Source organism: Rhodococcus sp. USK13, from assembly GCF_018343855.1.
GTDB lineage: Bacteria > Actinomycetota > Actinomycetes > Mycobacteriales > Mycobacteriaceae > Rhodococcus_F > Rhodococcus_F oxybenzonivorans.
This window is the reverse complement of the sequence record NZ_CP069242.1, coordinates 5,258,336-5,279,735: the sequence shown is the minus strand read 5'-3', so window position 1 is coordinate 5,279,735 and position 21,400 is coordinate 5,258,336. Positions and strand designations below refer to the sequence as shown.

Here is a 21,400-nt window from a genome sequence, read left to right as displayed (position 1 = left end):
TGTGAGCTCGTCGTACCCTGGTGTCATGGCTTCTCGCTCGACGACAGCACCATTCGTGGATGCCGTGCCGGCATCGCCGCAGGTCACTCCTGCAGAATCGGAAGTCGTCGAGGTCGAGGACGTCAGCGATCGCCCCTGGGTGACCGTGGTGTGGGACGACCCCGTGAATCTCATGCACTACGTCACCTACATATTCCAGAAGCTGTTCGGATACAGCAAGGCCAAGGCGACGGAACTGATGATGCAAGTGCACTCCGAAGGCAAGGCCGTGGTGTCGAGCGGTTCCCGGGACAAGGTCGAGAACGACGTACGCAAGCTACATGCGGCGGGCCTGTGGGCCACCATGCAGCGGGACAGCAGCTAAGTATCCAGTCGACAGTCAACTATTCGTTCGACAGTGAGGAAATCGGTACCCGACGTGCGGATGTGGACCAGGAAGAACTCGCTCGGCGGCGTGAAGTTGCGGTCGGAGATGGATGCCCACGAGGCGACGGTGTTGCGGTCGCTGGTCGCCTCCGTCCTCGGTCTCCTCGACGAACGCGCCCGTTCTGCTCCCGAGGACGAACTCGCCGCCCTCACCGGGATGCGCACCGGCCACACGACACCGCCCGACGAGGAGGTGCTCGCGCGGCTGTTGCCGGACTTCCATCGGCCCGGTGCCGACGCGCCGGACGACGCGGATGGGCGGGCGGAGGCGAAGGCGGACATCAACGGAGCGCTACGTGGACTCCATGAGCCAGAGATCATCGACGCGAAGATGGCCGCCGGCTCCGTCATCCTCCACACTGTTCCGGAGAACGGCGGCAAGGTGCTGCTGACGCCGGAACAGGCCGACGCCTGGTTGAGCGGGCTCAACGACGTCCGGCTGGCACTGGGAACCAACCTCGGCATCGACGCGGATACGCCCGACGAATTGGATCCCGACGATCCGCGGGCGCCCCATCTGGACATCTATCACTGGCTGACGTGGATGCAGGATTCGCTGGTTCAGGTTCTCGCTCCGTGACCTCGACGACGCCGGGACGGACCGATTCGCTCATCGATGTCGCCGGACTGCGCGTGGGCCACCACCACGAAGTGGACCCCGACGCCACGCTCGGTAGCGGTGCGGCGACGGGATGCACGGTGGTGCTGGCACCGCACGGCGTCACCGCGGCCGTCGACGTCCGCGGCGGAGGGCCGGGCACCCGGGAAACGGACCTCCTCGATCCCAGTCACAGCGTGCAGAAGATTCACGCGATCCTCCTGACCGGCGGCAGCGCCTTCGGTCTCGCCGCTGCGGACGGCGTCCTGCGCTGGCTCGAGGAACACGGCCACGGAATCGCCATGGGTCAGCCGGGTCAGGTGGTTCCGATAGTGCCGGGTGCGGTCATCTTCGACCTCCCGGTGGGGGACTGGACTCGACGTCCCACCGCCGAATTCGGTTACCTCGCATCGGACTCCGCTTCGTCGTCGGTACTCTGCGGATCCGTGGGCGCCGGGGTGGGAGCGCGGGCGGGGGCTGTGAAAGGTGGTGTCGGCACCGCCGGGGTGGTCATCACCGACGGCCCGGCCCAGGGCGTCGCGGTGTCTGCCTTGATCGTCGCGAACCCCGTCGGATCCGTTTTCGACCCCAGGACCGGACTTCCGTGGGGAGTCGCCACCGCCGGCGCAGCCGCCTTCGGGCTGCGCGTACCGGCTACCGCCGAACTGTCTGCGGCCAACGATCTCGTGGCCAAGGGGACGGTCCTCAACACCACCATCGGCGTCGTCGCCACCGACGCAGCCCTCGGAAAGGCTGCGTGTCGTCGCATCGCCGTCGCGGGCCACGACGGGCTCGCCCGCGCGATTCGTCCCGCGCATTCCCCCCTCGACGGAGACACGATTTTCGCCGTGTCCACGGGATACCACCGGACCGGACCCCTCGCGGGTGTGCCGGACGCCTTCCCGCCGGACCTGCCCATTCTCGACGCGGTGTGTTCGGCCGCCGCCGACGTCGTGGAGCGAGCCGTCGTCGATGCCGTTCTCAGTGCCACCGCGGTCGCGGGAATTCCCACCTACCGCGAACTGTTTCCCTCAGCACTGCGTTCTTGAGGGCCGGTGGCCGACCGGCCCGTCCGCACTTAGGATGGCGCTCACGGAGGTGGCTGACGTGTTGGTGATTCGAGCGGATCTCGTCGACGCAATGGTGGCGCATGCCCGGGCGGACCATCCGGACGAGGCGTGCGGTGTCATCGCGGGGCCCGAGGGCTCCGATCGCCCCGAACGGCACGTTCCGATGATCAATGCGGAGCGGTCTCCGACGTTCTACCGCTTCGATTCGGGGGAGCAACTTCGGGTGTGGCGGGCGATGGAGGAGGCCGACGAGGTTCCCGTGGTGATCTACCACTCGCATACCGCCACCGAGGCGTATCCGAGCAGAACCGATATCTCCTTCGCGTCCGAACCGGATGCGCACTACGTGCTGATCTCCACGCGGAACCCGGACAGCCACGACCTCCGCAGTTACCGCATCCTCGACGGCGAGGTCACCGAGGAACCCGTCGATGTGGTGCAAAGTTACAAGTTCGCCCACACGTCCGTGGCAGACGTTCCCGACAAGTGACCACGCCGTCCTCCGCGGACGGGTCCGTGCCGGAAAAATCCCACACCTCGAGGAGCCGACCATGGCTGTCACCGTTTCGATCCCTACCATCCTCCGCGCGCACACCGGCGGTGAAAAGCGAGTAGAGGCAACAGGTCCCACTCTCTCTGCCGTCATCGACGATCTCGACGTCAACTACGGCGGCATCAAGGAGCGCCTGATCAACGACGGACGTCTGCACCGATTCGTGAACGTGTACGTCAACGACGAGGACGTCCGGTTCTCGGGTGGACTCGAGACCGAGGTGGCCGACGGAGACTCGGTCACCATCCTCCCTGCCGTCGCGGGAGGTTGATCGCAGCCGATGGCCCGGTTCGAGTCGCTGATCGAGACGCTCGGGAACACACCCCTCGTCGGACTGCCCCGGTTGTCGCCGCGCTGGACCGGGGATGCCCCGGTCCGGTTGTGGGCGAAACTCGAGGACCGTAACCCGACGGGCTCGGTGAAAGACCGGCCTGCCCTGCGCATGATCGAAGAGGCCGAACGGGACGGGGTGCTGGCGCCGGGCGCCACCATCCTCGAACCCACCAGCGGCAACACCGGAATCTCCCTCGCGATGGCTGCGAAATTGAAGGGGTACCGACTGATCTGCGTGATGCCCGAGAACACGTCCGTGGAGCGCCGTCAGCTTCTGACCATGTTCGGGGCACAGATCATCGACTCACCCGCGCGCGGCGGCTCCAACCAGGCCGTCGCGGTGGCCAAAGAACTGGCCGCCGAGCATCCCGAGTGGGTGATGCTCTACCAATACGGCAACCCCGCCAATGCACAGGCGCATTACGACACCACCGGGCCCGAGATCCTGCGCGACCTGCCCGAGATCACTCACTTCGTGGCCGGGCTCGGCACGACGGGAACGCTCATGGGTACCGGGCGCTTCCTACGCGAACACGTCGACGGCATCGAAATCGTCGCGGCGGAACCGCGGTACGGAGAACTGGTGTACGGGCTCCGCAACATCGACGAGGGTTTCGTTCCCGAACTCTACGACGAGGCGGTGCTCACGTCGCGATTCTCGGTAGGCCCCGCCGACGCGGTACGCCGGACCCGTGAGCTGATCGAGATGGAGGGGATTTTCGCCGGTATCTCGACAGGGGCCATCCTGCACGCAGCACTCGGAGTCGCGCGTAAGGCCGTGAAGGCCGAACGAGCCGCGGACATCGCCTTCATCGTGGCCGACGGCGGCTGGAAATATCTGTCCACCGGCGCGTACGGCGGTACGGTCGAAGAAGCCGAGGAAGCACTGGAAGGGCAGCTGTGGGCGTGATGAGAACGGTGCGTGGAGCATGACTTCGTCGATCGATCCGGTGCAGCCGCAGCAGAAGCGGCCGCTGTGGCTGCAGTCGGCCGTCGTGATCGGTGTCTTCACCGTCCTGCTGTACGCGATTGAGGTCGTCGACGTGGTCTCGGGCGAGGTCCTCGAGAGGAACGGGGTACTGCCGCGATCGGTGGACGGTCTGTGGGGCATTCTCTTCGCGCCCGTCCTGCACGACGACTGGAATCATCTGATCGGCAACACCATTCCCCTTATCGTGCTCGGTTTCCTCGTGCTGCTGTCCGGGGTAGCCAGAGGACTCGCGGCGACCGGGATCATCTGGGTGATCGGGGGTCTCGGCACCTGGCTGACAGGTGGCGCATTCGACAACCACATCGGATCCTCCATTCTGATCTTCGGATGGTTGGCGTATCTCCTGGTGCGTGGGCTGTTCACCCGGCATTTCGGCCAGATTCTGCTCGGTGTCGTGGTGTTCGTCTTCTACGGCGGCATGTTGTGGGGCGTACTGCCCAGCCAGCCGCACGTCTCCTGGCAAGGTCACCTCTTCGGCGCGATCGGGGGAGTGCTCGCCGCTTGGGCGCTCTCGGCGGACGCACGCAGAGAGCGCGCCCAGAAGTCGGTCGGGCCGCGTTCCCTCACCTGACTGTTGCCCGCCGGGATCATCACGCCCCGGCAGCGGGCGGTTGCCCACGGCGGCCCCCGCGGTAGTCGAGGGTCGGTCGGAGGAGGATACCGAGGGCGGCTTGCCTGGGCGAACACCGCCCGAATCTCGCGGCTAGGTCACAGTCGGTCATCAGTTGTGAAGTCGACGCGCCAATTCCGCCGGAAGCTTTTTCGGCAACGGGTCGCCATGGCAGCATGGCGGGTATGCGCATTACCGTCCTGGGGTGTTCAGGCAGCGTCTCCGGACCAGACTCACCCGCATCGGGCTATTTGTTGACGGCGCCGGACACTCCGCCGCTGGTAATGGACTTCGGGCCCGGTGTCCTCGGTGCTCTCCAGAAATTCGCCGATCCCGGTGAGGTGTCCGTGTTCCTCACCCACCTGCATGCCGATCACTGCCTGGACCTTCCCGGGCTGCTCGTCTGGCGCCGCTACCATCCGCACCCGCCGGAAGGTCGGGCCCTCGTCTACGGACCGTCCGACACCGCTCGCCGGATCGGAGTGGCGTCAGCGGAATGTGGTGGCGACATCGACGACATTTCCGACACGATCGAACTGCGCCACTGGGCGGACGGCGTTCCCGTCACCTTCGGTGACCTCACCATCACCGCCCGCCGCGTGAACCATCCGCCGGAGGCGTACGGACTCCGCGTGACCGACGGCACCGGCCGCACTCTCGTGTACACCGGTGACACCGGCATGTGCGAAGAAGTGGTCGAACTGGCCCGCGGGGCCGACGTCCTGCTCGCCGAGGCGTCGTGGACGCACAGCCCGGATCGGCCGAAGGGGGTGCATCTCTCCGGCACCGAAGCCGGCCAGGTCGCCCGCCGCGCCGAGGTCGGGGAACTGCTGCTCACCCACATCCCGCCCTGGACCTCGCGGGAAGATGTGATCGCCGAGGCCAAGGCCGAGTTCTCCGGACCCGTTCACGCGGTGACCGCGAGCGGCGTCTACGACGTCTGAAGCCGTGTGCCCGGGCTCTCGGACCGGACGACTAGGCTTTCGGCTGTGACAACACGAGATGACGGTAGGGCGGACGACGAACTCCGCGAGGTCAAGATCACCCGCGGCTTCACCACACACCCCGCAGGATCGGTGTTGGTCGAATTCGGCAACACCAGAGTGATGTGCACGGCAAGCGTCGAGGACGGCGTGCCCCGATGGCGTCAGGGCTCCGGGCTGGGCTGGCTGACCGCTGAATACGCGATGCTGCCCGCTGCCACCCACACCCGCAGCGGACGTGAATCCGTGAAGGGCAAGGTGGGTGGCCGGACTCAGGAGATCAGCCGATTGATCGGCCGTTCCCTCCGCGCGTGCATTGACCTCGCCGCCATCGGCGAGAACACCATCGCGCTCGACTGCGATGTCCTGCAAGCCGACGGGGGAACCCGCACCGCCGCCGTCACCGGAGCCTATGTCGCGCTGGTCGACGCAGTCACGTATCTGCGGGCGGCAGGCCGGCTCGCAGATCCGCAACCGATTTCCTGCGGAATCGCCGCGGTGAGTGTCGGCGTGGTCGATGGTCGTGTTCGACTCGATCTGCCCTACGAAGAGGATTCCAGGGCAGAGGTCGACATGAACGTGGTGGCCACCGACACGGGCACTCTCGTCGAGATCCAGGGCACCGGCGAAGGAGCCACCTTCCCGCGCAGCACCCTCGACAAACTTCTCGATTCGGCTCTGGCGGGTTGCGAGCAATTGTTCGAAATCCAGAAGACCGCACTGGAACTGCCGTATCCCGGCGTCCTGCCCGAACCCAAGGTCGTGGTGCCGAAGAAGAAGTTCGGGAGCTAGTCCGGTGCCGGGAACGCGGGTGCTGGTGGCCAGCCGCAACGCGAAGAAACTCCGGGAGCTCCATCGAGTACTCGACGCCGCGGGGGTAAAGGGTGTCGAATTGGTCGGTCTCGATGACGTACCTTCTTATCCCGAAGCTCCCGAGACAGGGGCGACATTCGAGGAGAACGCGCTGGCGAAGGCGCGCGACGGGGCTCGGGCCACTGGGTTGGCTTGCGTGGCAGATGATTCCGGCCTGGAAGTGGATGCCCTGAACGGCATGCCCGGTGTGTTGTCGGCGCGGTGGTCCGGCACGCACGGCCGCGACGAGGCCAACACGGCGCTGGTCCTCGCGCAGCTCGGTGACGTTCCCGACGACCGTAGGGGAGCGGCGTTCGTCTCCGCGTGCGCGCTGGTTGTGCCCGGTGGGGCGGAGACGGTGGTCCGCGGTGAGTGGCGGGGGACTATTGCCCGCGAGCCGGTCGGTGACGGAGGATTCGGTTACGACCCGGTGTTCGTGCCGGAAGGAAGCAGCCGCTCGGCAGCACAGTTGTCGCCGGAGGAAAAGGACGCGGCCTCACACCGGGGTCGCGCACTGACCCAGCTCATTCCCGCGCTGGCCAAGCTCGCCGAGAGCTGACGCCGTCGGGTACGACAAATGTGGACGGGAGGTTGTCATGTCTCCGATGATGGTGCCGCAAACACCGCTCGGATGGTTGGTCTACGTGATCGCTTTGATTACAGGTCAGCCGGTCATCATGTGACCGGCTGATCACGCCGACTATTCGAACACTGATCAGATCCCGAAGTCGGAACGGACCTGCTTGGTGCGCTGATGCTCCACGTAGAACGACAGGAACGGAATGGTCCCGGCGAGCAGAGTTCCGACGGTACGACCCGCGGGCCAGCGGACCTTGACTGCCAGATCCAGCGTGACCAGCAGGTAGACGAAGTACACCCAACCGTGCACCACGGCAATCCACGTGGGCAGATTCTCGACCTGGAAGATGTACTTGGCGACCATCTCCGCTGTGAGGACGAGCAGCCACACACCGGTGGCATAGGCAAGAATCCGGTAGCGCAGCAGCGCGGGAGCGATCTTCTTACGCTTGTCCGCGTCGACGACCGAACCGGACACAGTCTCGTCCTGACCCGTGCTCACGTGGTGCTCCTATCGTTCTCGCGAGCTGCCAGCTCGGCGAGATACTCGTTGTACTGCTGGACTTGGAGAAGTTCGAGGTCATCAGAACCGTCTTCGGCGGCGACTGCGTCGACCGTGGGACGAGGGGGAAGCACATCGGCCGGAATTTCCCGCACCTCGTCGGCTGCCTTCTCTGCCTCCGCCGGATCCGCGTCCTCGAGCTGCACGAAACGCCGATACGCATAGATGAAGAACGCCGCGAACAAGGGCCACTGGAACGCATACCCGAGGTTCTGACCGTTGCCCCCCACCGCCTCGAAGCGCTCCCACTGCCACCAACCCAGCGCAAGGCACGTCACAGCCCCGGCGACCACCAGCAGCACGAGTGCAGGTCGGCTTCGTCTACGGTTTCCGGACACGGTGACGACGGTACCCGAAACGGTGATTGCCCTGCTAGGAGAGGTGGGCGGTATGGGCGCGGTCACACGCCCACACCGACCCGAACCGTGCGCGAGGGGGGATTCGAACCCCCACGTCCATTGGACACCACATCCTAAGTGTGGCGCGTCTGCCCTTCCGCCACTCGCGCGCGAAGGACAGACTACGCCATCGGGTGAAGACTTCACTGGTTCACAGGTCGGGGTACGCGCTCCCGAAGTTGCGGTTGCGTCCCGCCCACGTTGCAGTCTGTGTGTGACAGTTGGGACAAAGGAAGCGGACCTCCTCCGGACGGGAATCGAGCGAGTCTCCACGGATGTGGTCGACGTGCAGAGTTAAAGGGCTTCCGCACCACTCCGCGTCCAGCCCGCAGATTGCGCACTTGTAGGGGACTCCGGCTTCGATCAGGGCGCGGCGCAGAAGATGTGGCTTAACCCGTGCGCTGCCGGGAGGGCGGCGAATCAGGATCTCCTCCCATGTCATTCGGTTCTTTGCCGGTTTGCCTTTCGTGTGCGCCTGGCCCGTAAAGTGCGTTGTATCGATGCCGAACTTCCGGATTCGGCGACTCAAATGTGCCTGCATTCCGCCGGACGGGCGTAGCCCGAGGAAACGGATGACGCCGGCCACGCTCGTCGATTCTGCGACCGCCTGCTCGAGAACCTCCCGGGTGTACTTCACCGTGCACCCGTAAGCCGTCGCTGAGCTCGCTGGTACCGCCAGATCGCGTGGGAGAGGGTGGCCGCGGTGACATCGAAACGGACGGCGGCGGCCGCGAGGAGTTCCTCGGCCATCGCATTCGTCACCTCCACCTCCGGTGCAACAGCGTCGATGACGAAATCCTGGAGGAGGCAACGGCTTTCGTGAGTGTGTACACCGAGTTGCACCACGAAGCACTCCCACGTGGCGCTGCCGAAACCGGCGATCTGGACGAGTGCAGAGCGGAGCACGTCGTCGTCCCGCAAGTCGGAGGACTGCCTGCATCCGGCGGCTACCAACGAGCGGGCGGCAAGTGCGACGGCCTCCGCCTTGGTGGTGTAGTTGCCCGGGACCCGCTGCCGGTTGCCCAGCACGGCGATCAGCTCCGCTGGGTCGTCGGCGTGCTCGGACAGGGCGCCGAGATCGTCGAGCGGCACGCCTCGGTGCGCGCGCCAGCGGCCTATGACGGCGCGCACCCCGGAAGCCGGCGTGCCGTAGGTGGCGCGGGCGGAGAACGCCGCGTCGAGCAGTCCGGCCTCGATCTCGCGCGGCCAGCCCTCCGTCCAGTGCGGCCATGCGTCCTGAGGTAGTTCCGCGGCGATGTAGTCGATCAGCTCACGAACATGTGCAGTGCTCATTGTTTCCCCCCGGAGAACGATGTGTGTGCGTCGATCGGCTCGAACGTTAGTTCGAGGGTCTGACAGGCTACGGAACCGAGTCGATCGGACACGGTGAGGTCACGGCGGATGGGCACGACCTAGGCGCTTCGTCAAGGTGGTAACAGATTGATAACGATTAATGTGAGGCTTTCCTCAGGTTCTAGGACGTCCTTGCACCGCTGCGTCCAGCGACGACGCGACCTACCCGAGAGTCACTTTTCGAACGCTCTGTGATCGACATCACGCGTAGGTGGCGCCATGTCGGGCTCATGGCGTTGCACTCGCCGCGAACGTGAGGAATTCCTCATGATTCTGTGTCAACCTTGTACAGCCCGGAAGTGCTGATCAGAGCCGATGCAGCAGGCACACGATGCCGAGGGCGGCAGACCAGCAATCCCACCTCCCCGTAGGGGTGACCAGGAGAGGACTTACGCGTGACGATTGACGACACGACACCCGCAGGAAATGGAAGAAACTCGAAGGGTTCGCGGCGCATCGGCGTAGACCGGGACGACACTCGGTCGTCGAGCAAGACCACACTCGCCGACCGTCTGGTCGGCGGCGAATCGTATGCCCTCGCCTTCGGTGGCCAGGGCGCGCCCTGGCTGAGCTCGCTCGAGGAGCTGAGCCGCGACAACGGTCTCGAGCCGGCTTTGACCAAGCTCGTGAACGAGGCCGCCGAGTACCTCGCCCCGGTGGCGCAGGAGCTGCTCGTCGTGCGTCCGGTCGGATTCGACCCCATCGCGTGGATCCTCGAGCAGGAACTCGCCGACGAAGAAGACGGTGCCCCGGCGGCCGGACCTTCTGCCGCTGCTCTCACGTCTGCAGCAGTCTCCCTTCCCGGTGTCTTCCTGACACAGATCGCCGCGCTGCGTGCGCTGGCGGCGCAAGGCCTCGATCCCACCGTGACGGCACCCGTGTCGGTGATCGGCCACTCCCAAGGACTTCTCGCTGCGGAGGCCGTTGCGACCTCCGGCAACAAGGACGGCGAACTTCTCGCCCTCGCTCAGCTGATCGGTGCCGCTGCCGGACTGGTGGGTCGTCGTCGCGGAGTGATCTCTGCGGCCGACTCCACCCCGATGCTTGCCGTGTCCAACGTCGATCCGGCGCGCCTGCGTCAGATCGTCGAGGAGCTCGCCGAGGGCCTCGAGCCCGAGCGCGCCGCTGTACTCGGCATCCGTAACGCCCGGCGCCGCGTCGTGCTGTCCGGCCCGCCGGCCCAGCTGGCACGGGTGCAGCAGCGCTGCGAGCAGATCGAGGCGGACGAAGCCCGTGAGCGCGACGCCAAGAAGCGTGGCGGCTCCATCTTCTCGCCCGTGTTCGAACCGCTCCCGGTCGAAATCGGTTTCCACCACCCGGCGCTCGCGGAGACCGTCGATATCGTCGGCCAGTGGGCCGCTCGTTGCGGTCTCGACGAAGACAAGGCTCGCGCCCTCACGAGTGCCTGCCTCGTCGACCCCGTCGACTGGGTCGAGGCCGTCGACAGCACCATCGACGCCGGCGCCTCCTGGATCCTCGATCTCGGACCCGGTGACCTCCTCACCCGCATGACGTCGGCCAGCGTGCGCGGGCAGGGCGTCGGCATCGTCGCCGCTGCCACCCGCGGCGGCCACCGCAACCTGCTCACTCCGGGTGCGGCACCCGAGGTGCCCGCTGCGTGGACCGAATTCCTTCCGAAGCCGGTCGCGCTGCCCGGCGGACGTATCGGCGTCGAGACCGCATTCACCAAGCTGACCGGTCGTTCGCCGATCCTGCTCGCCGGCATGACCCCCACCACGGTCGACCCGAAGATCGTCGCCGCAGCTGCCAACGCAGGCCACTGGGCCGAGCTCGCCGGTGGTGGCCAGGTGACCGAGCAGATCTTCGCCGACCACGTCGAGGAGCTCACCGGGCTGCTCGAGCCGGGTCGGGCCGTGCAGTTCAACTCGATGTTCCTCGACCCCTACCTGTGGAAGCTCCACGTCGGTGGCAAGCGCCTCGTCCCCAAGGCCCGCGCCGCCGGTGCCCCGTTCGACGGCGTCGTCGTCACCGCCGGCATCCCGGAGCTCGAGGATGCCGTCTCGATCATCGGGGACCTCACCGAGGCCGGGTTCAGCTACATCGCGTTCAAGCCGGGCACGGTCGCGCAGATCCGTTCGGTGATCCGCATCGCCAACGAGGTTCCCTCGTTCCCCGTCATCGCCCACATCGAGGGCGGCCGCGCCGGTGGTCACCACTCGTGGGAAGACCTCGACGACCTGCTCCTCGACACCTATGCCGAGCTGCGTACCCGACCGAACCTGGTCCTGTGCGTCGGTGGCGGCATCGGTACGCCGGAGCAGGCTGCCGACTACCTGACAGGCCGCTGGTCCGTCGCGCACGGCTTCCCCGCGATGCCGCTGGACGGCATCCTGGTCGGTACCGCGGCCATGGCCACCCTCGAGGCGACCACGTCTCCCGAGGTGAAGCAGCTCCTCGTCGACACCCCCGGTACCGCGGACTGGGTCGGTGCGGGCACCGCCGAGGGTGGCATGGCCTCCGGCCGTAGCCAGCTCGGCGCCGACATCCACGAGATCGACAACGCCGCGTCCCGCACGGGCCGCCTGCTGGACGAGGTTGCCGGTGACGCCGACGCCGTTGCCGCGCGTCGCGACGAGATCATCGAGGCACTGAACGTCACGGCGAAGCCGTACTTCGGCGACGTCGAGACGATGACGTACGAGCAGTGGCTGCGCCGCTACCTCGAACTGGCCGTCGGCATCGACGCCGCGAAGGCATTCGACTGCGGTTCCGACCTGCAGGACGCCATCGACGAGGCCACCACCAGCCCCTGGATCGACATCACCTGGCGCAAGCGTTTCGGTGAGATGCTGCAGCGCACCGAGTCGCGTCTGCACCCGGTCGACCGCGGACCGATCCCCACCCTGTTCGCTGACGACGCGATCCTGGAGCGTCCCGAGGCTGCCATCTGCGCACTGCAGGCTCAGTACCCGGACTACGCGACCACGGTTCTGCACCCCGCCGACGTGTCGTTCTTCGTCTCGCTCTGCAAGACGCCCGGCAAGCCGGTCAACTTCGTTCCCGTGGTGGATGGTGACGTCCGCCGCTGGTGGCGCTCCGATTCGCTGTGGCAGGCGCACGACCCCCGCTACACCGCGGACCAGGTCTGCGTCATCCCCGGCACCGTCGCCGTCGCCGGCATCACGCGCGTCGACGAGCCCGTCGGTGAGCTGCTCGACCGCTTCGAGAAGGCCACCTACGACGAGCTGGTCACCGCCGGTGCGTCGCCGCTGTCGCTGCTCGCGCGCCGTCATGCCGACATCGCGCGGGGCCTCCTCGACACCGTCCTGTCGGCTCCCGACATCCAGTGGGCCTCGCGCCTGACTCTGAACCCGGTTCGCCGGCTCGGCGACCTCGACAAGTGGTCGGTCGAATCCGACACCCGCGCGGTGCACGAGACCACCGGTGCCGAGCTCTCCGTGATCGGCGACCAGCAGGTGCTCCTCACTGTTCCGCTGGTGGCAGGCAAGTCCGTCCAGATCACCATCACCGTTCCGGCCTCCGTCGCGGACGGTGGCGCACCCCTGGTCACCGAGGCCGATGCCGAGAAGTCGATGACCGCACTCCTCGCGGTCGCGGCCGGTCAGGAACTGCCTGCCGTCAAGAACGGTGTCGCTCGCCTCAACCTGGCTTGGACCCCGGATCTGATCGCCGACCACGCCGGTGTCACCGGTTCGGGTCTGCCCACGACGCTGAGCGTCAGTGGCAAGGCGGTCCCGGACGTGGTCGTCGGCGCCTGCTGGCCGGCCGTGTTCGCCGTGCTCGGTGCCGCGAAGACCGAAGACTCTCTCTCGGTCATCGAAGGCATGCTCGACCTGGTCCACCTCGATCACAGCGTCGACTTCGTGGGTGAATTGCCTTCGGAGACCAGCATTCTCGTCGTCAAGGCCGAGGTCGCCTCGGTGCTCGACACCGACCTGGGCCGCGTCGTCGAGGTCAAGGTCGAGGTCGGCGCGATGCTTGGTGAGGGCCTCGACGCCCCCGCCGTCGTCACCCTCTCGGAGCGCTTCGCCATCCGCGGCCGCACCGGCAAGGGCGAGCTGTCCGATCCGCCCCGCGCCGGTGGTTCGCTCAGTGACGAGGCCGTGGACACCCCGCGTCGTCGTCGCCGCGACACCACCATCGTCGCGCCCCGCAACATGGGCTCCTTCGCTCAGGTGTCGGGTGACCACAACCCGATCCACACCTCCGACAACGCCGCGCTCCTCGCCGGCCTCGGCAGCCCGATCGTGCACGGCATGTGGCTCTCGGCCGCAGCCCAGCAGGTCGTCACCGCCGTGGACCCGGCCGAGACCAAGACGCCGCCGCGCCGTCTCACCGCCTGGACCGCCCGCTTCCTCGGGATGGTCCGTCCCGGCGCCGAGATCGACGTCCGCGTCGACCGCGTCGCCGTGGACCGTGGCGCCGAGATCGTCGAGGTCGGGTGCCGCATCGACGGTGAACTGGTGATGGTCGCAACGGGTCGCACCGCGGCTCCGAAAACCGTCTACGCGTTCCCCGGACAGGGCATCCAGCGTCCCGGCATGGGCCTCGACGCCCGCGCCCGCTCCAAGGCCGCCCGCGAGATCTGGGACCGCGCCGACAAGCACACCCGCAAGGCTCTCGGATTCTCGATCCTCGCCGTGGTCCGCGACAACCCGACGGTCGTCAAGGCCCGGGGCGTCGAGCACAAGCACCCGGACGGTGTCCTGCACCTGACCCAGTTCACCCAGGTCGCGATGGCGACGCTCGGTGTGGCTCAGGTCGCCGAGCTCCGCGAGTCCGGTGCCTTCGTCGAGGGTGCCTTGCTCGCAGGCCACTCGGTCGGTGAATACAACGCCCTCGCGGCGGTCGCCGGTGTGCTTCCCCTGGAAGCCGTTCTCGAGGTGGTCTTCCAGCGTGGTTCCGCCATGCACGCCCTGGTGCCGCGTGACGAGGCCGGGCGCTCCGACTACCGGATGGCCGCTATCCGGCCGTCGCAGATCGGTCTCGCGGACGAGGACGTCGAGTCGTTCATCGGTGAGATCGCCGCGGCAACAGGCGAATTCCTGCAGGTTGTGAACCTGAACCTGCGTGGCTCGCAGTACGCCATTGCGGGCACGGTGGCCGGGCTCAACGCGCTCGAGAAGGAAATCGATGTCCGCCGTGAGGCTTTCGGCGGCAAGCGCGCCTACATCATGGTCCCGGGCATCGACGTCCCGTTCCACTCGACGGTTCTGCGCGGCGGTGTCGACGACTTCCGTGGTCGCCTCGAAGAACTGCTTCCGCAGGACATCGACCCGGCCATCCTGATCGGGCGTTACATTCCGAACCTCGTGCCGAAGCCGTTCTCGCTGAAGCGTGAGTTCGTGCAGGAGATCGCGGACCTCGTGCCGTCGAAGCCGCTGCAGAAGGTCTTGAAGGACTTCGACTCGTGGGCGGCACAGCCGTCGCAGCTCACGCGCATCGTGCTCACCGAGCTTCTGGCCTGGCAGTTCGCGAGCCCGGTCCGGTGGATCGAGACGCAGGACCTGCTGTTCGCCGACGAGTCCGAAGGTGGACTGGGTGTCGAGCGCTTCGTCGAGATAGGTCTGGGCTCCGTCCCGACCGTCGCGAACCTCGCCTCGCAGACCCTCAAGTTGCCGGGACGCTTCGGCTACCCGGTCGAGGTCCTCAACATCGAGCGTGAAGCCGCCATCGTGTACTCCACCGACGTGGATCCGGCGCCGGTCGAAGACGACGAGCCGGCAGCACCGGCAGCTGAGGCGCCCGCCGCGTCGGCAGCCCCCGCTGCCGCTCCGGCCCCCGCGGCAGCCCCCTCGGGTGGTCCGCGTCCCGACGACATCGCCTTCAAGGCAGCCGACGCCACCAAGGTTCTGATCAGCCTGTGGACCAAGCTGCGTCCCGATCAGGTCGGCCCCGTCGACACGATCGAGGCTCTGTGCGACGGCGTGTCCTCGCGGCGCAACCAGCTGCTCGTCGACCTCGGTTCCGAGCTCTCGCTCGGCGCGATCGACGGTGCCGCCGACGCCGACATGGGCTCGCTGGCTGCCACGGTCGACTCGCTGGCCCGTACGTACAAGCCCTTCGGCCCGGTGCTGTCCGACTCGATCAACGATCACCTCCGCAAGGTCTTCGGCCCGTCGGGTCGACGTCCGGCGGCCATCGCGGACCGAGTCAAGAAGGTCTGGGAGCTGGGTGACGGCTGGGCGTACCACGTCACCGCGGAGGTGGCGCTCGGAACCCGCGACGGTTCCAGCATCCGCGGCGGTGACCTCGGTGGCCTCGCAGGCGGCGGTCTCGCCGACGGCGCCGCAGTAGACGCTGTCATCGACAGCGCAGTCGCCGCAGTGGCCTCGCGCCGTGGGATCAGCGTTTCGCTCCCGGCCACGGGTGGCGGAGCCGGTGGCACCGTCGACGCCGCGGCACTGGGTGAGTTCACCGAGCACATCACGGGCCGCGACGGCGTGCTGGCCTCGGCCGCCCGCCTCGTGCTCGAGCAGCTCGGTTTCGCCGGTGACACGGCGACGGCAGCGGCGCCCACCGACACCGAACTCGTCGACCTCGTGTCCGCGGAACTCGGTTCGGACTGGCCGCGACTGGTGGCTCCCGCATTCGACGGAAAGCGGGCGGTCCTGCTCGACGACCGCTGGGCCTCCGCCCGGGAGGATCTGGCCCGTCTGTGGATCGACGCGGCCGGCTCGGGATCGCTCGAGATCGAAAGCTTCGCCGGTGCAGGCAAGTCCGTTGCGGCGCAGGCCGCATGGTGGCAGGCCCGCGCTACCGACGAGGGTCGCGCGGCTCTGGCCGAGAAGTACGGGCGTATCGCCGCGGCGGCAGCCGCCATCGGTTCGGAGGCGGCAGTCGTCGTCACCGATGAGACCCCGGAATGGGCAGACCAGGTCGCCGTCGTTACCGGTGCCAGCAAGGGGTCCATCGCGGCCGCGGTCGCAGGCAAGCTCCTCGCGGGCGGCGCGACGGTCTTCGTGACCACCTCGCGTCTCGACGACAAGCGTCTCGGCTTCTACCGCGACCTCTACCGCCGCAATGCTCGCGCCGGTGCCGCCCTGTGGGTGGTTCCCGCGAACATGGCGTCGTACACGGACATCGACGCGCTCATCGAGTGGATCGGTGAGGCCCAGTACGAAACGGCCGGTGGATCGAAGAAGCTCGTCAAGGAAGCGGTCACCCCGACCTTGCTGTTCCCGTTCGCCGCTCCCCGCGTGGCCGGCGACCTGGCCGACGCCGGCGCCCGCGCCGAAATGGAGATGCGAGTTCTCCTGTGGTCGGTGGAACGCCTGATCGGCGGACTGTCGAAGATCGGCTACGACCGTGACGTCGACACTCACCTGCACGTAGTTCTGCCCGGCTCCCCGAACCGCGGTCTGTTCGGTGGTGACGGCGCTTACGGCGAGGCGAAGGCCGCGCTCGACGCAGTGGTCGGCCGCTGGAAGGCCGAGCGCAACTGGGCCGAACGCGTCACCCTGGTGCACGCTCTCATCGGATGGGTTCGCGGAACCGGACTGATGGGCGGCAACGACCCGCTCGTCGAGGCCGTCGAAGGTGCCGGAGTCCGTACCTGGTCCACCCAGGAAATGGCCACCGAGCTGCTGCAGTTGTGCGAGCCCGAGGCACGTCGCCTCGCGTCCGCCGAGCCGCTCGCCGCCGATCTGACCGGTGGGCTCGCCCAGGCGAACCTGGACCTGCCCGCGCTGGCGAAGCAGGCTCAGGAAGCTGCTGCTGCCGAGGCCGACGAGGACACGGCCGAGCTCGACACCATCGCGGCTCTGCCCGCCCCGCCGCGGGTCTCGGAGTCGGCGGCACCGGCCTGGTCGGGAGTCACTGCGGCCCCGGAGGACCTCGTGGTCATCGTCGGTGCCGGTGAGCTCGGACCGTTCGGCTCCTCGCGTACCCGCTTCGAGATGGAGGTCGACGAAGAGCTTTCGGCGGCAGGCGTTCTCGAACTCGCGTGGAACACCGGACTGATCGTGTGGGAGACCACACCGTCGCCCGGGTGGTACGACGCCGAGACCGGGGAACTGGTTCCGGAAGCCGAGATCGCGGACCGGTACCACGACACCGTCGTCGAACGGTGCGGCATCCGCCGCTACGTGGACGAAGGCGCGATGGTCGATAACACCGCACCGCTGCTCACGTCGGTCTTCCTCGACAAGGACCTGAGCTTCGTCGTCAGCACCGAGGCGGAGGCACTGGCGTTCGTCGAGGCCGATCCGGACAACACGGTCGCGACTCCGGTCCCGGACAGTGGGGACTGGCAGGTCACCCGCCGGGCCGGTACCGAAATCCGCGTGCCGCGCAAGATGAAGCTCACGCGCAGCGTGGGTGGTCAGATCCCGACCGGATTCGACGTCACGAAGTGGGGCATCCCCGCCGACATGGCCGACTCCGTCGACCGCGTGGGCCTGTGGAACATCGTCGCCACGGTGGACGCGTTCCTCACCGGTGGGTTCACGCCCAGCGAACTGCTGCGGTGGGTGCACCCCTCGCTGGTCGCCAACACCCAGGGCACCGGCATGGGCGGCATGAGCTCGATGAGGTCGCTGTACATCGACACGCTGCTCGGTGAGAACCGGCCGAACGACATCCTGCAGGAAGCTCTGCCGAATGTTATTGCGGCGCACGTCGTCCAGTCCTACGTCGGCGGTTACGGCGCCATGGTCCACCCGGTTGCGGCGTGCGCCACGGCTGCGGTGTCCGTCGAAGAGGGCGTCGACAAGATCAAGCTCGGCAAGGCGCAGTTGGTCGTTGCCGGTGGCTTCGACGACCTGAGCACGGAAGGCATCATCGGATTCGGTGACATGTCCGCCACCGCGAAGACCGACGACATGCACGCCAAGGGAATCGAGGATCGCCGCTTCTCGCGGGCCAACGATCGTCGACGCGGCGGATTCGTGGAGTCGGCCGGCGGCGGCACGATCCTCCTCGCTCGCGGTGACGTGGCACTCGAGATGGGCCTGCCCGTCCTCGGTGTGGTTGCCTACGCCAGCTCCTTCGCGGATGGTGTCCACACATCGATCCCGGCTCCCGGAATCGGTGCGCTCGGTGCAGGTCGTGGGGGAGCGAATTCGCAGCTCGCTCAGTCCCTCGGCAAGCTCGGTCTCGGTGCCGACGACATCTCGGTGATTTCCAAGCACGACACGTCCACCGCGGCCAACGATCCCAACGAGGCGGAGCTGCACGAGCGCCTCGCCGGGGCCCTCGGCCGCAGCGAAGGTGCGCCGCTGTTCGTCGTCTCGCAGAAGAGCCTCACCGGACACGCCAAGGGTGGTGCCGCAGCATTCCAGCTGATCGGTCTCTGCCAGGTGCTGGACAACGGTGTCGTCCCGCCGAACCGCAGCCTCGACTGCGTCGACGAGAAGATGGCCGAGTTCGAACACCTCGTGTGGGCTCGGGAGCCGCTCCGATTCGGTGAGCAGTTCCCCCTGAAGGCCGGTCTGCTCACGAGCCTGGGCTTCGGTCACGTCTCCGGACTGATCGCCGTGGTGCACCCGCAGGCGTTCGTCGAGGCAGTCCCGGCGGACAGGCGGGAGGCGTACCTCGCGCAGGCACGCAAGCGCTCCGTCGAGGGTCAGCGTCGTCTGGTGAAGGCCATGGTCGGTGGCGGCAGCCTGTACGAGCGTCCTGCCGATCGTCGCTTCGGCGGCGACAGTGTGCCGGCCGCAGCGTCCCGTCAGCTGGAGGCGGACGTCCTGCTCACCGAGGCGGCACGCCTGGGAGCGGACGACGTGTACAGCTCGGGTCTGCCCGGCTGCAAGTAGGAACAGGATCGATGGGAGTTCTGGGAATCGGCTTCGACCTCGTCACGGTGTCGGAGTTCGCCGAGCAGCTGGACCGGCCAGGTACGGCAATGCTCGACAACTTCACACCGGGCGAACGTCGAGACGCCGTGACCCGGAGCTCCGATCCGGCTCGGCATTTCGCGGCCCGATGGGCGGCGAAGGAGGCAGTGATCAAAGCATGGTCCACGGCCAACTTCGCCAGCCCGCCGGTGCTGCCCGAAATGATCCACCACCTGATCGAGGTGGTGACGGATGCGTGGGGACGGCCGAGCATTCGCTTACGCGGAGACGTCGCCGAGCATCTGACGGACGTGAAGATTCATATCTCGCTCACGCACGACGGCGACACCGCTGGTGCATTCGCGGTGATCGAAGCGGCGTAGGCGCTCCGCGCCCATGCGCCTTTCTGGTAGCAGGAGCAACCTGAAAGGCGCAGGGGACCGGAGGGCCTAGCCGGTGGTCGTAGTGGTGCGAGATTCCTTTTCGGCGACGAGCAGGTACGCCACCATCAGCCGTTTCAGCTCGGCGACGGCATCAGCGTGGCTCTGGTCGTCCTGCACCGAGAAGTTCAGCATCGAGTAGACGACGTGAACGAGAACCTCGGCCATCATGGTGCGCCGCTCCCACGTGGTTTGCGGGGTGAGCGGTGCGAGCATCCGCGAGACCTGCTCCGCGAACGCCTTCTCATGGATGGCCCCCGTGGCGCGGGTCGACGGGGTCGACTGCATCGCCAGCCACACCTCGCGTCGTGACGGATCCGACATCCACAAACCGGCCATGTGGTCGACGAAGGCGTTGAGGAAGCGTAGCCAGTCGAGAGACGGAACCTCACCGTTGAACTGCGCGAGTTCGTGTTGAACGCCGACGAGGTCCTGCCTGTTGAGCTCGCACACGATCACATACTTGTTCGCGAAGAACTGGTAGAGCGTGCCGATCGGCACATCGGCACGAGCGGCGACCTCCTCGCAGGTGAACGACTCGAATCCCACATCCACCAGCAATTCCCGCGACGCTGCGAGTAGCGCATCGAACTTGCGGCGACTACGTTCCTGGGTCGGACGTCGGCGGGGCAGGAGCTCCTGCGGGTCCGACTGCTGCTCCAGCGCCGGGTCCACACGGCGCGGTGCTTGCTTGCTGGCTGAAGACTCCACCGCCCCAGGCTATCGGTCTTTGCTCCGGATTCCGAAGACCTGTCCCGGTGGCTCGTCGGGTTTTGCCAGGACGTGGCCACCGATCGGGTGGTTTCCCGGACGAACAATGTGATGGCCCACAAATAGCCGACGGCAGGAATTCCCCCACATCACCACCTGGCGACGAGAGCGACTGAGACCGGTTGGTGGGCGGCGTTCAACGTCCCCTGAAAAGTCGCACCCGGCCCGCGGCGAGTTCGGGCGTACCACGCCGAAGGCCGGGTGGGACGGAATGCGCTCAGACGGAAAGGTCCCGTCGCAGCTTGGCCACATGGCCGGTGGCGCGAACGTTGTACTGCGCGACCTCGATCTTGCCCTCCTCGTCGACGAGGAAGGTGGAGCGGATGACGCCCTGAACGGTCTTGCCGTACATCTTCTTCTCCCCGAATGCGCCCCACGCCTCGAGTGTGGACTTGTCCGGGTCCGACAGGAGCGGGAATGTCAGTTCCTCGGTGTCGCGGAACTTGGCCAGCTTGGCCGGTTTGTCGGGGGAGATGCCGATCACGTCGATGCCGGCTCCGTTGAGTTCCGCGAGATTGTCGCGGAAGTCGCACGCCTGCTTGGTGCAACCGGGGGTGCTGGCGGCCGGGTAGAAGTACACGACGACCTTGCGTCCGCGGTAATCGGCGAGGGACACCTCGTTGCCGTCGGCATCGGGGAGGGTGAAGGCGGGTGGAGTGTCTCCGGGAGAGAGTCTGCTGTTGTCGGTCACGACATGTCACGCTACCGGGACGGCCCGACACCGGCGGTACATCCAATGGGGGAGACGGAGTCGCGGGTGGCGTGTTCTCGTCTACGGTTGACGCAAGTGTGGGATCTTCGCGTTAGCGTCGCTCTCGCTGATCGAACCATTCGAACAAGTTGGAGGATACGTTGCCCAGGGACACCGACAGCATCGAGCGTGAAATCGAGAACGCGCGCAATCAGCTCGCAAGCACACTCGACGAATTGACGGTCCGCACCAACCCGAAGCGTCTCGTGGAGAACACGAAGCAGACGCTGATCGCGAAGTTCAACGAGCCGGCAGTCAAGTACGGACTGATCGCCGTAGGTGCGGTGGTGGGGCTCCTGGTGCTCCGCAAGGCGCTGCGCTGACCGATTCGTGGTGACGCCGCCGGGACTGTGACCGCACATCCCGGCGGCT

At 66.9% G+C, this 21,400-nt stretch carries 19 protein-coding genes and 1 tRNA gene; 13 read left to right on the top strand and 7 right to left on the bottom strand.

What is annotated here, in order from left to right; genetic code table 11:
* The first annotated feature begins 25 nt into the window (after positions 1-25).
* The 10 genes from clpS (at position 26) to rdgB (ending at position 6,975) form a co-directional block, all read left to right on the top strand.
* On the top strand, positions 26-364 hold the full coding sequence (clpS, locus tag JQT59_RS26790) for an ATP-dependent Clp protease adapter ClpS (protein ID WP_109328754.1): 339 nt from the start codon (positions 26-28) through the stop codon (positions 362-364).
* A gap of 54 nt (positions 365-418) precedes the next feature.
* Entirely contained in the window at positions 419-1,006 is a 588-nt protein-coding gene (gene aosR / locus JQT59_RS26785; protein WP_109328756.1) for an oxidative stress transcriptional regulator AosR, read from the top strand.
* Entirely contained in the window at positions 1,003-2,073 is a 1,071-nt protein-coding gene (locus JQT59_RS26780; protein WP_213572643.1) for a P1 family peptidase, read from the top strand. Before aosR ends, JQT59_RS26780 begins: the two co-directional genes overlap by 4 nt.
* 58 nt (positions 2,074-2,131) lie before the next feature.
* Positions 2,132-2,584, top strand: a complete 453-nt coding sequence (locus JQT59_RS26775) for a M67 family metallopeptidase (RefSeq protein ID WP_283254016.1) — start codon at positions 2,132-2,134, stop codon at positions 2,582-2,584.
* Between the two features lie 61 nt (positions 2,585-2,645).
* Complete coding sequence (locus tag JQT59_RS26770) at positions 2,646-2,918, top strand: MoaD family protein (protein ID WP_109328760.1); 273 nt, start codon at positions 2,646-2,648, stop codon at positions 2,916-2,918.
* A 9-nt stretch (positions 2,919-2,927) separates the two neighbouring features.
* Positions 2,928-3,890, top strand: coding sequence for a PLP-dependent cysteine synthase family protein (locus JQT59_RS26765; RefSeq protein ID WP_213572641.1), 963 nt, complete (start codon positions 2,928-2,930; stop codon positions 3,888-3,890).
* Positions 3,891-3,909: 19 nt separating this feature from the next.
* Complete coding sequence (locus tag JQT59_RS26760; protein WP_159921256.1) at positions 3,910-4,542, top strand: rhomboid family intramembrane serine protease; 633 nt, start codon at positions 3,910-3,912, stop codon at positions 4,540-4,542.
* Positions 4,543-4,766: 224 nt separating this feature from the next.
* Positions 4,767-5,525, top strand: coding sequence for a cyclic nucleotide-degrading phosphodiesterase (locus JQT59_RS26755; RefSeq protein WP_213572640.1), 759 nt, complete (start codon positions 4,767-4,769; stop codon positions 5,523-5,525).
* Between the two features lie 45 nt (positions 5,526-5,570).
* A complete protein-coding gene (gene rph / locus JQT59_RS26750) occupies positions 5,571-6,356 on the top strand; it encodes a ribonuclease PH (protein WP_159921260.1) in 786 nt (261 codons plus the stop codon).
* 4 nt (positions 6,357-6,360) lie between these two features.
* A complete protein-coding gene (gene rdgB / locus JQT59_RS26745; RefSeq protein ID WP_213572639.1) occupies positions 6,361-6,975 on the top strand; it encodes an RdgB/HAM1 family non-canonical purine NTP pyrophosphatase in 615 nt (204 codons plus the stop codon).
* A gap of 156 nt (positions 6,976-7,131) precedes the next feature.
* On the opposite strand, the gene JQT59_RS26740 is transcribed toward rdgB, so the two are convergent.
* The 5 genes from JQT59_RS26740 to JQT59_RS26725 all read right to left on the bottom strand — a co-directional run bounded on the left by JQT59_RS26740 (position 7,132) and on the right by JQT59_RS26725 (position 9,248).
* Positions 7,132-7,497, bottom strand: coding sequence for a DUF3817 domain-containing protein (locus JQT59_RS26740; RefSeq protein ID WP_213572638.1), 366 nt, complete (start codon positions 7,495-7,497; stop codon positions 7,132-7,134).
* Positions 7,494-7,895, bottom strand: coding sequence for a transcriptional regulator (locus JQT59_RS26735; protein ID WP_213572637.1), 402 nt, complete (start codon positions 7,893-7,895; stop codon positions 7,494-7,496). The genes JQT59_RS26740 and JQT59_RS26735 overlap by 4 nt, the downstream gene beginning before the upstream one ends.
* 88 nt (positions 7,896-7,983) lie before the next feature.
* Positions 7,984-8,065 (bottom strand) — tRNA-Leu (locus JQT59_RS26730).
* Between the two features lie 41 nt (positions 8,066-8,106).
* Positions 8,107-8,592 carry an HNH endonuclease signature motif containing protein gene (locus JQT59_RS37235; RefSeq protein WP_249353841.1) on the bottom strand — a complete coding sequence of 162 codons (486 nt, stop codon included), beginning with the start codon at positions 8,590-8,592 and terminating at the stop codon, positions 8,107-8,109.
* Positions 8,589-9,248, bottom strand: a complete 660-nt coding sequence (locus tag JQT59_RS26725; protein WP_213572636.1) for a DUF8548 family protein — start codon at positions 9,246-9,248, stop codon at positions 8,589-8,591. The genes JQT59_RS37235 and JQT59_RS26725 overlap by 4 nt, the downstream gene beginning before the upstream one ends.
* A gap of 455 nt (positions 9,249-9,703) precedes the next feature.
* Here JQT59_RS26725 and JQT59_RS26720 point away from each other — a divergent pair, with 455 nt between their 5' ends.
* Positions 9,704-19,045: a type I polyketide synthase gene (locus JQT59_RS26720; protein WP_213572635.1), complete on the top strand. Its 9,342-nt coding sequence runs from the start codon at positions 9,704-9,706 to the stop codon at positions 19,043-19,045.
* A gap of 11 nt (positions 19,046-19,056) precedes the next feature.
* Positions 19,057-19,449 carry a holo-ACP synthase AcpS gene (acpS, locus tag JQT59_RS26715; protein WP_109328781.1) on the top strand — a complete coding sequence of 131 codons (393 nt, stop codon included), beginning with the start codon at positions 19,057-19,059 and terminating at the stop codon, positions 19,447-19,449.
* 66 nt (positions 19,450-19,515) lie between these two features.
* Here the strand turns inward: acpS and JQT59_RS26710 are convergent, their stop codons facing one another.
* Positions 19,516-20,217 carry a TetR family transcriptional regulator gene (locus JQT59_RS26710; RefSeq protein ID WP_213572634.1) on the bottom strand — a complete coding sequence of 234 codons (702 nt, stop codon included), beginning with the start codon at positions 20,215-20,217 and terminating at the stop codon, positions 19,516-19,518.
* A gap of 277 nt (positions 20,218-20,494) precedes the next feature.
* Positions 20,495-20,968, bottom strand: a complete 474-nt coding sequence (gene bcp / locus JQT59_RS26705; RefSeq protein WP_109328785.1) for a thioredoxin-dependent thiol peroxidase — start codon at positions 20,966-20,968, stop codon at positions 20,495-20,497.
* Between the two features lie 161 nt (positions 20,969-21,129).
* Between bcp and JQT59_RS26700 the strand changes: the two genes are divergently transcribed.
* Complete coding sequence (locus tag JQT59_RS26700) at positions 21,130-21,351, top strand: DUF3618 domain-containing protein (protein WP_109334997.1); 222 nt, start codon at positions 21,130-21,132, stop codon at positions 21,349-21,351.
* Positions 21,352-21,400 lie beyond the last annotated feature (49 nt).

Bases quoted from the DNA above. Each gene is read 5' to 3' on its own strand.
- clpS (WP_109328754.1), top strand. From the start codon at position 26: ATGGCTTCTCGCTCGACGACAGCACCATTCGTGGATGCCGTGCCGGCA.
- JQT59_RS26770 (WP_109328760.1), top strand. From the start codon at position 2,646: ATGGCTGTCACCGTTTCGATCCCTACCATCCTCCGCGCGCACACCGGC.
- JQT59_RS26765 (WP_213572641.1), top strand. From the start codon at position 2,928: ATGGCCCGGTTCGAGTCGCTGATCGAGACGCTCGGGAACACACCCCTC.
- JQT59_RS26760 (WP_159921256.1), top strand. From the start codon at position 3,910: ATGACTTCGTCGATCGATCCGGTGCAGCCGCAGCAGAAGCGGCCGCTG.
- JQT59_RS26755 (WP_213572640.1), top strand. From the start codon at position 4,767: ATGCGCATTACCGTCCTGGGGTGTTCAGGCAGCGTCTCCGGACCAGAC.
- JQT59_RS26725 (WP_213572636.1), bottom strand. From the start codon at position 9,248: ATGAGCACTGCACATGTTCGTGAGCTGATCGACTACATCGCCGCGGAA.
- acpS (WP_109328781.1), top strand. From the start codon at position 19,057: ATGGGAGTTCTGGGAATCGGCTTCGACCTCGTCACGGTGTCGGAGTTC.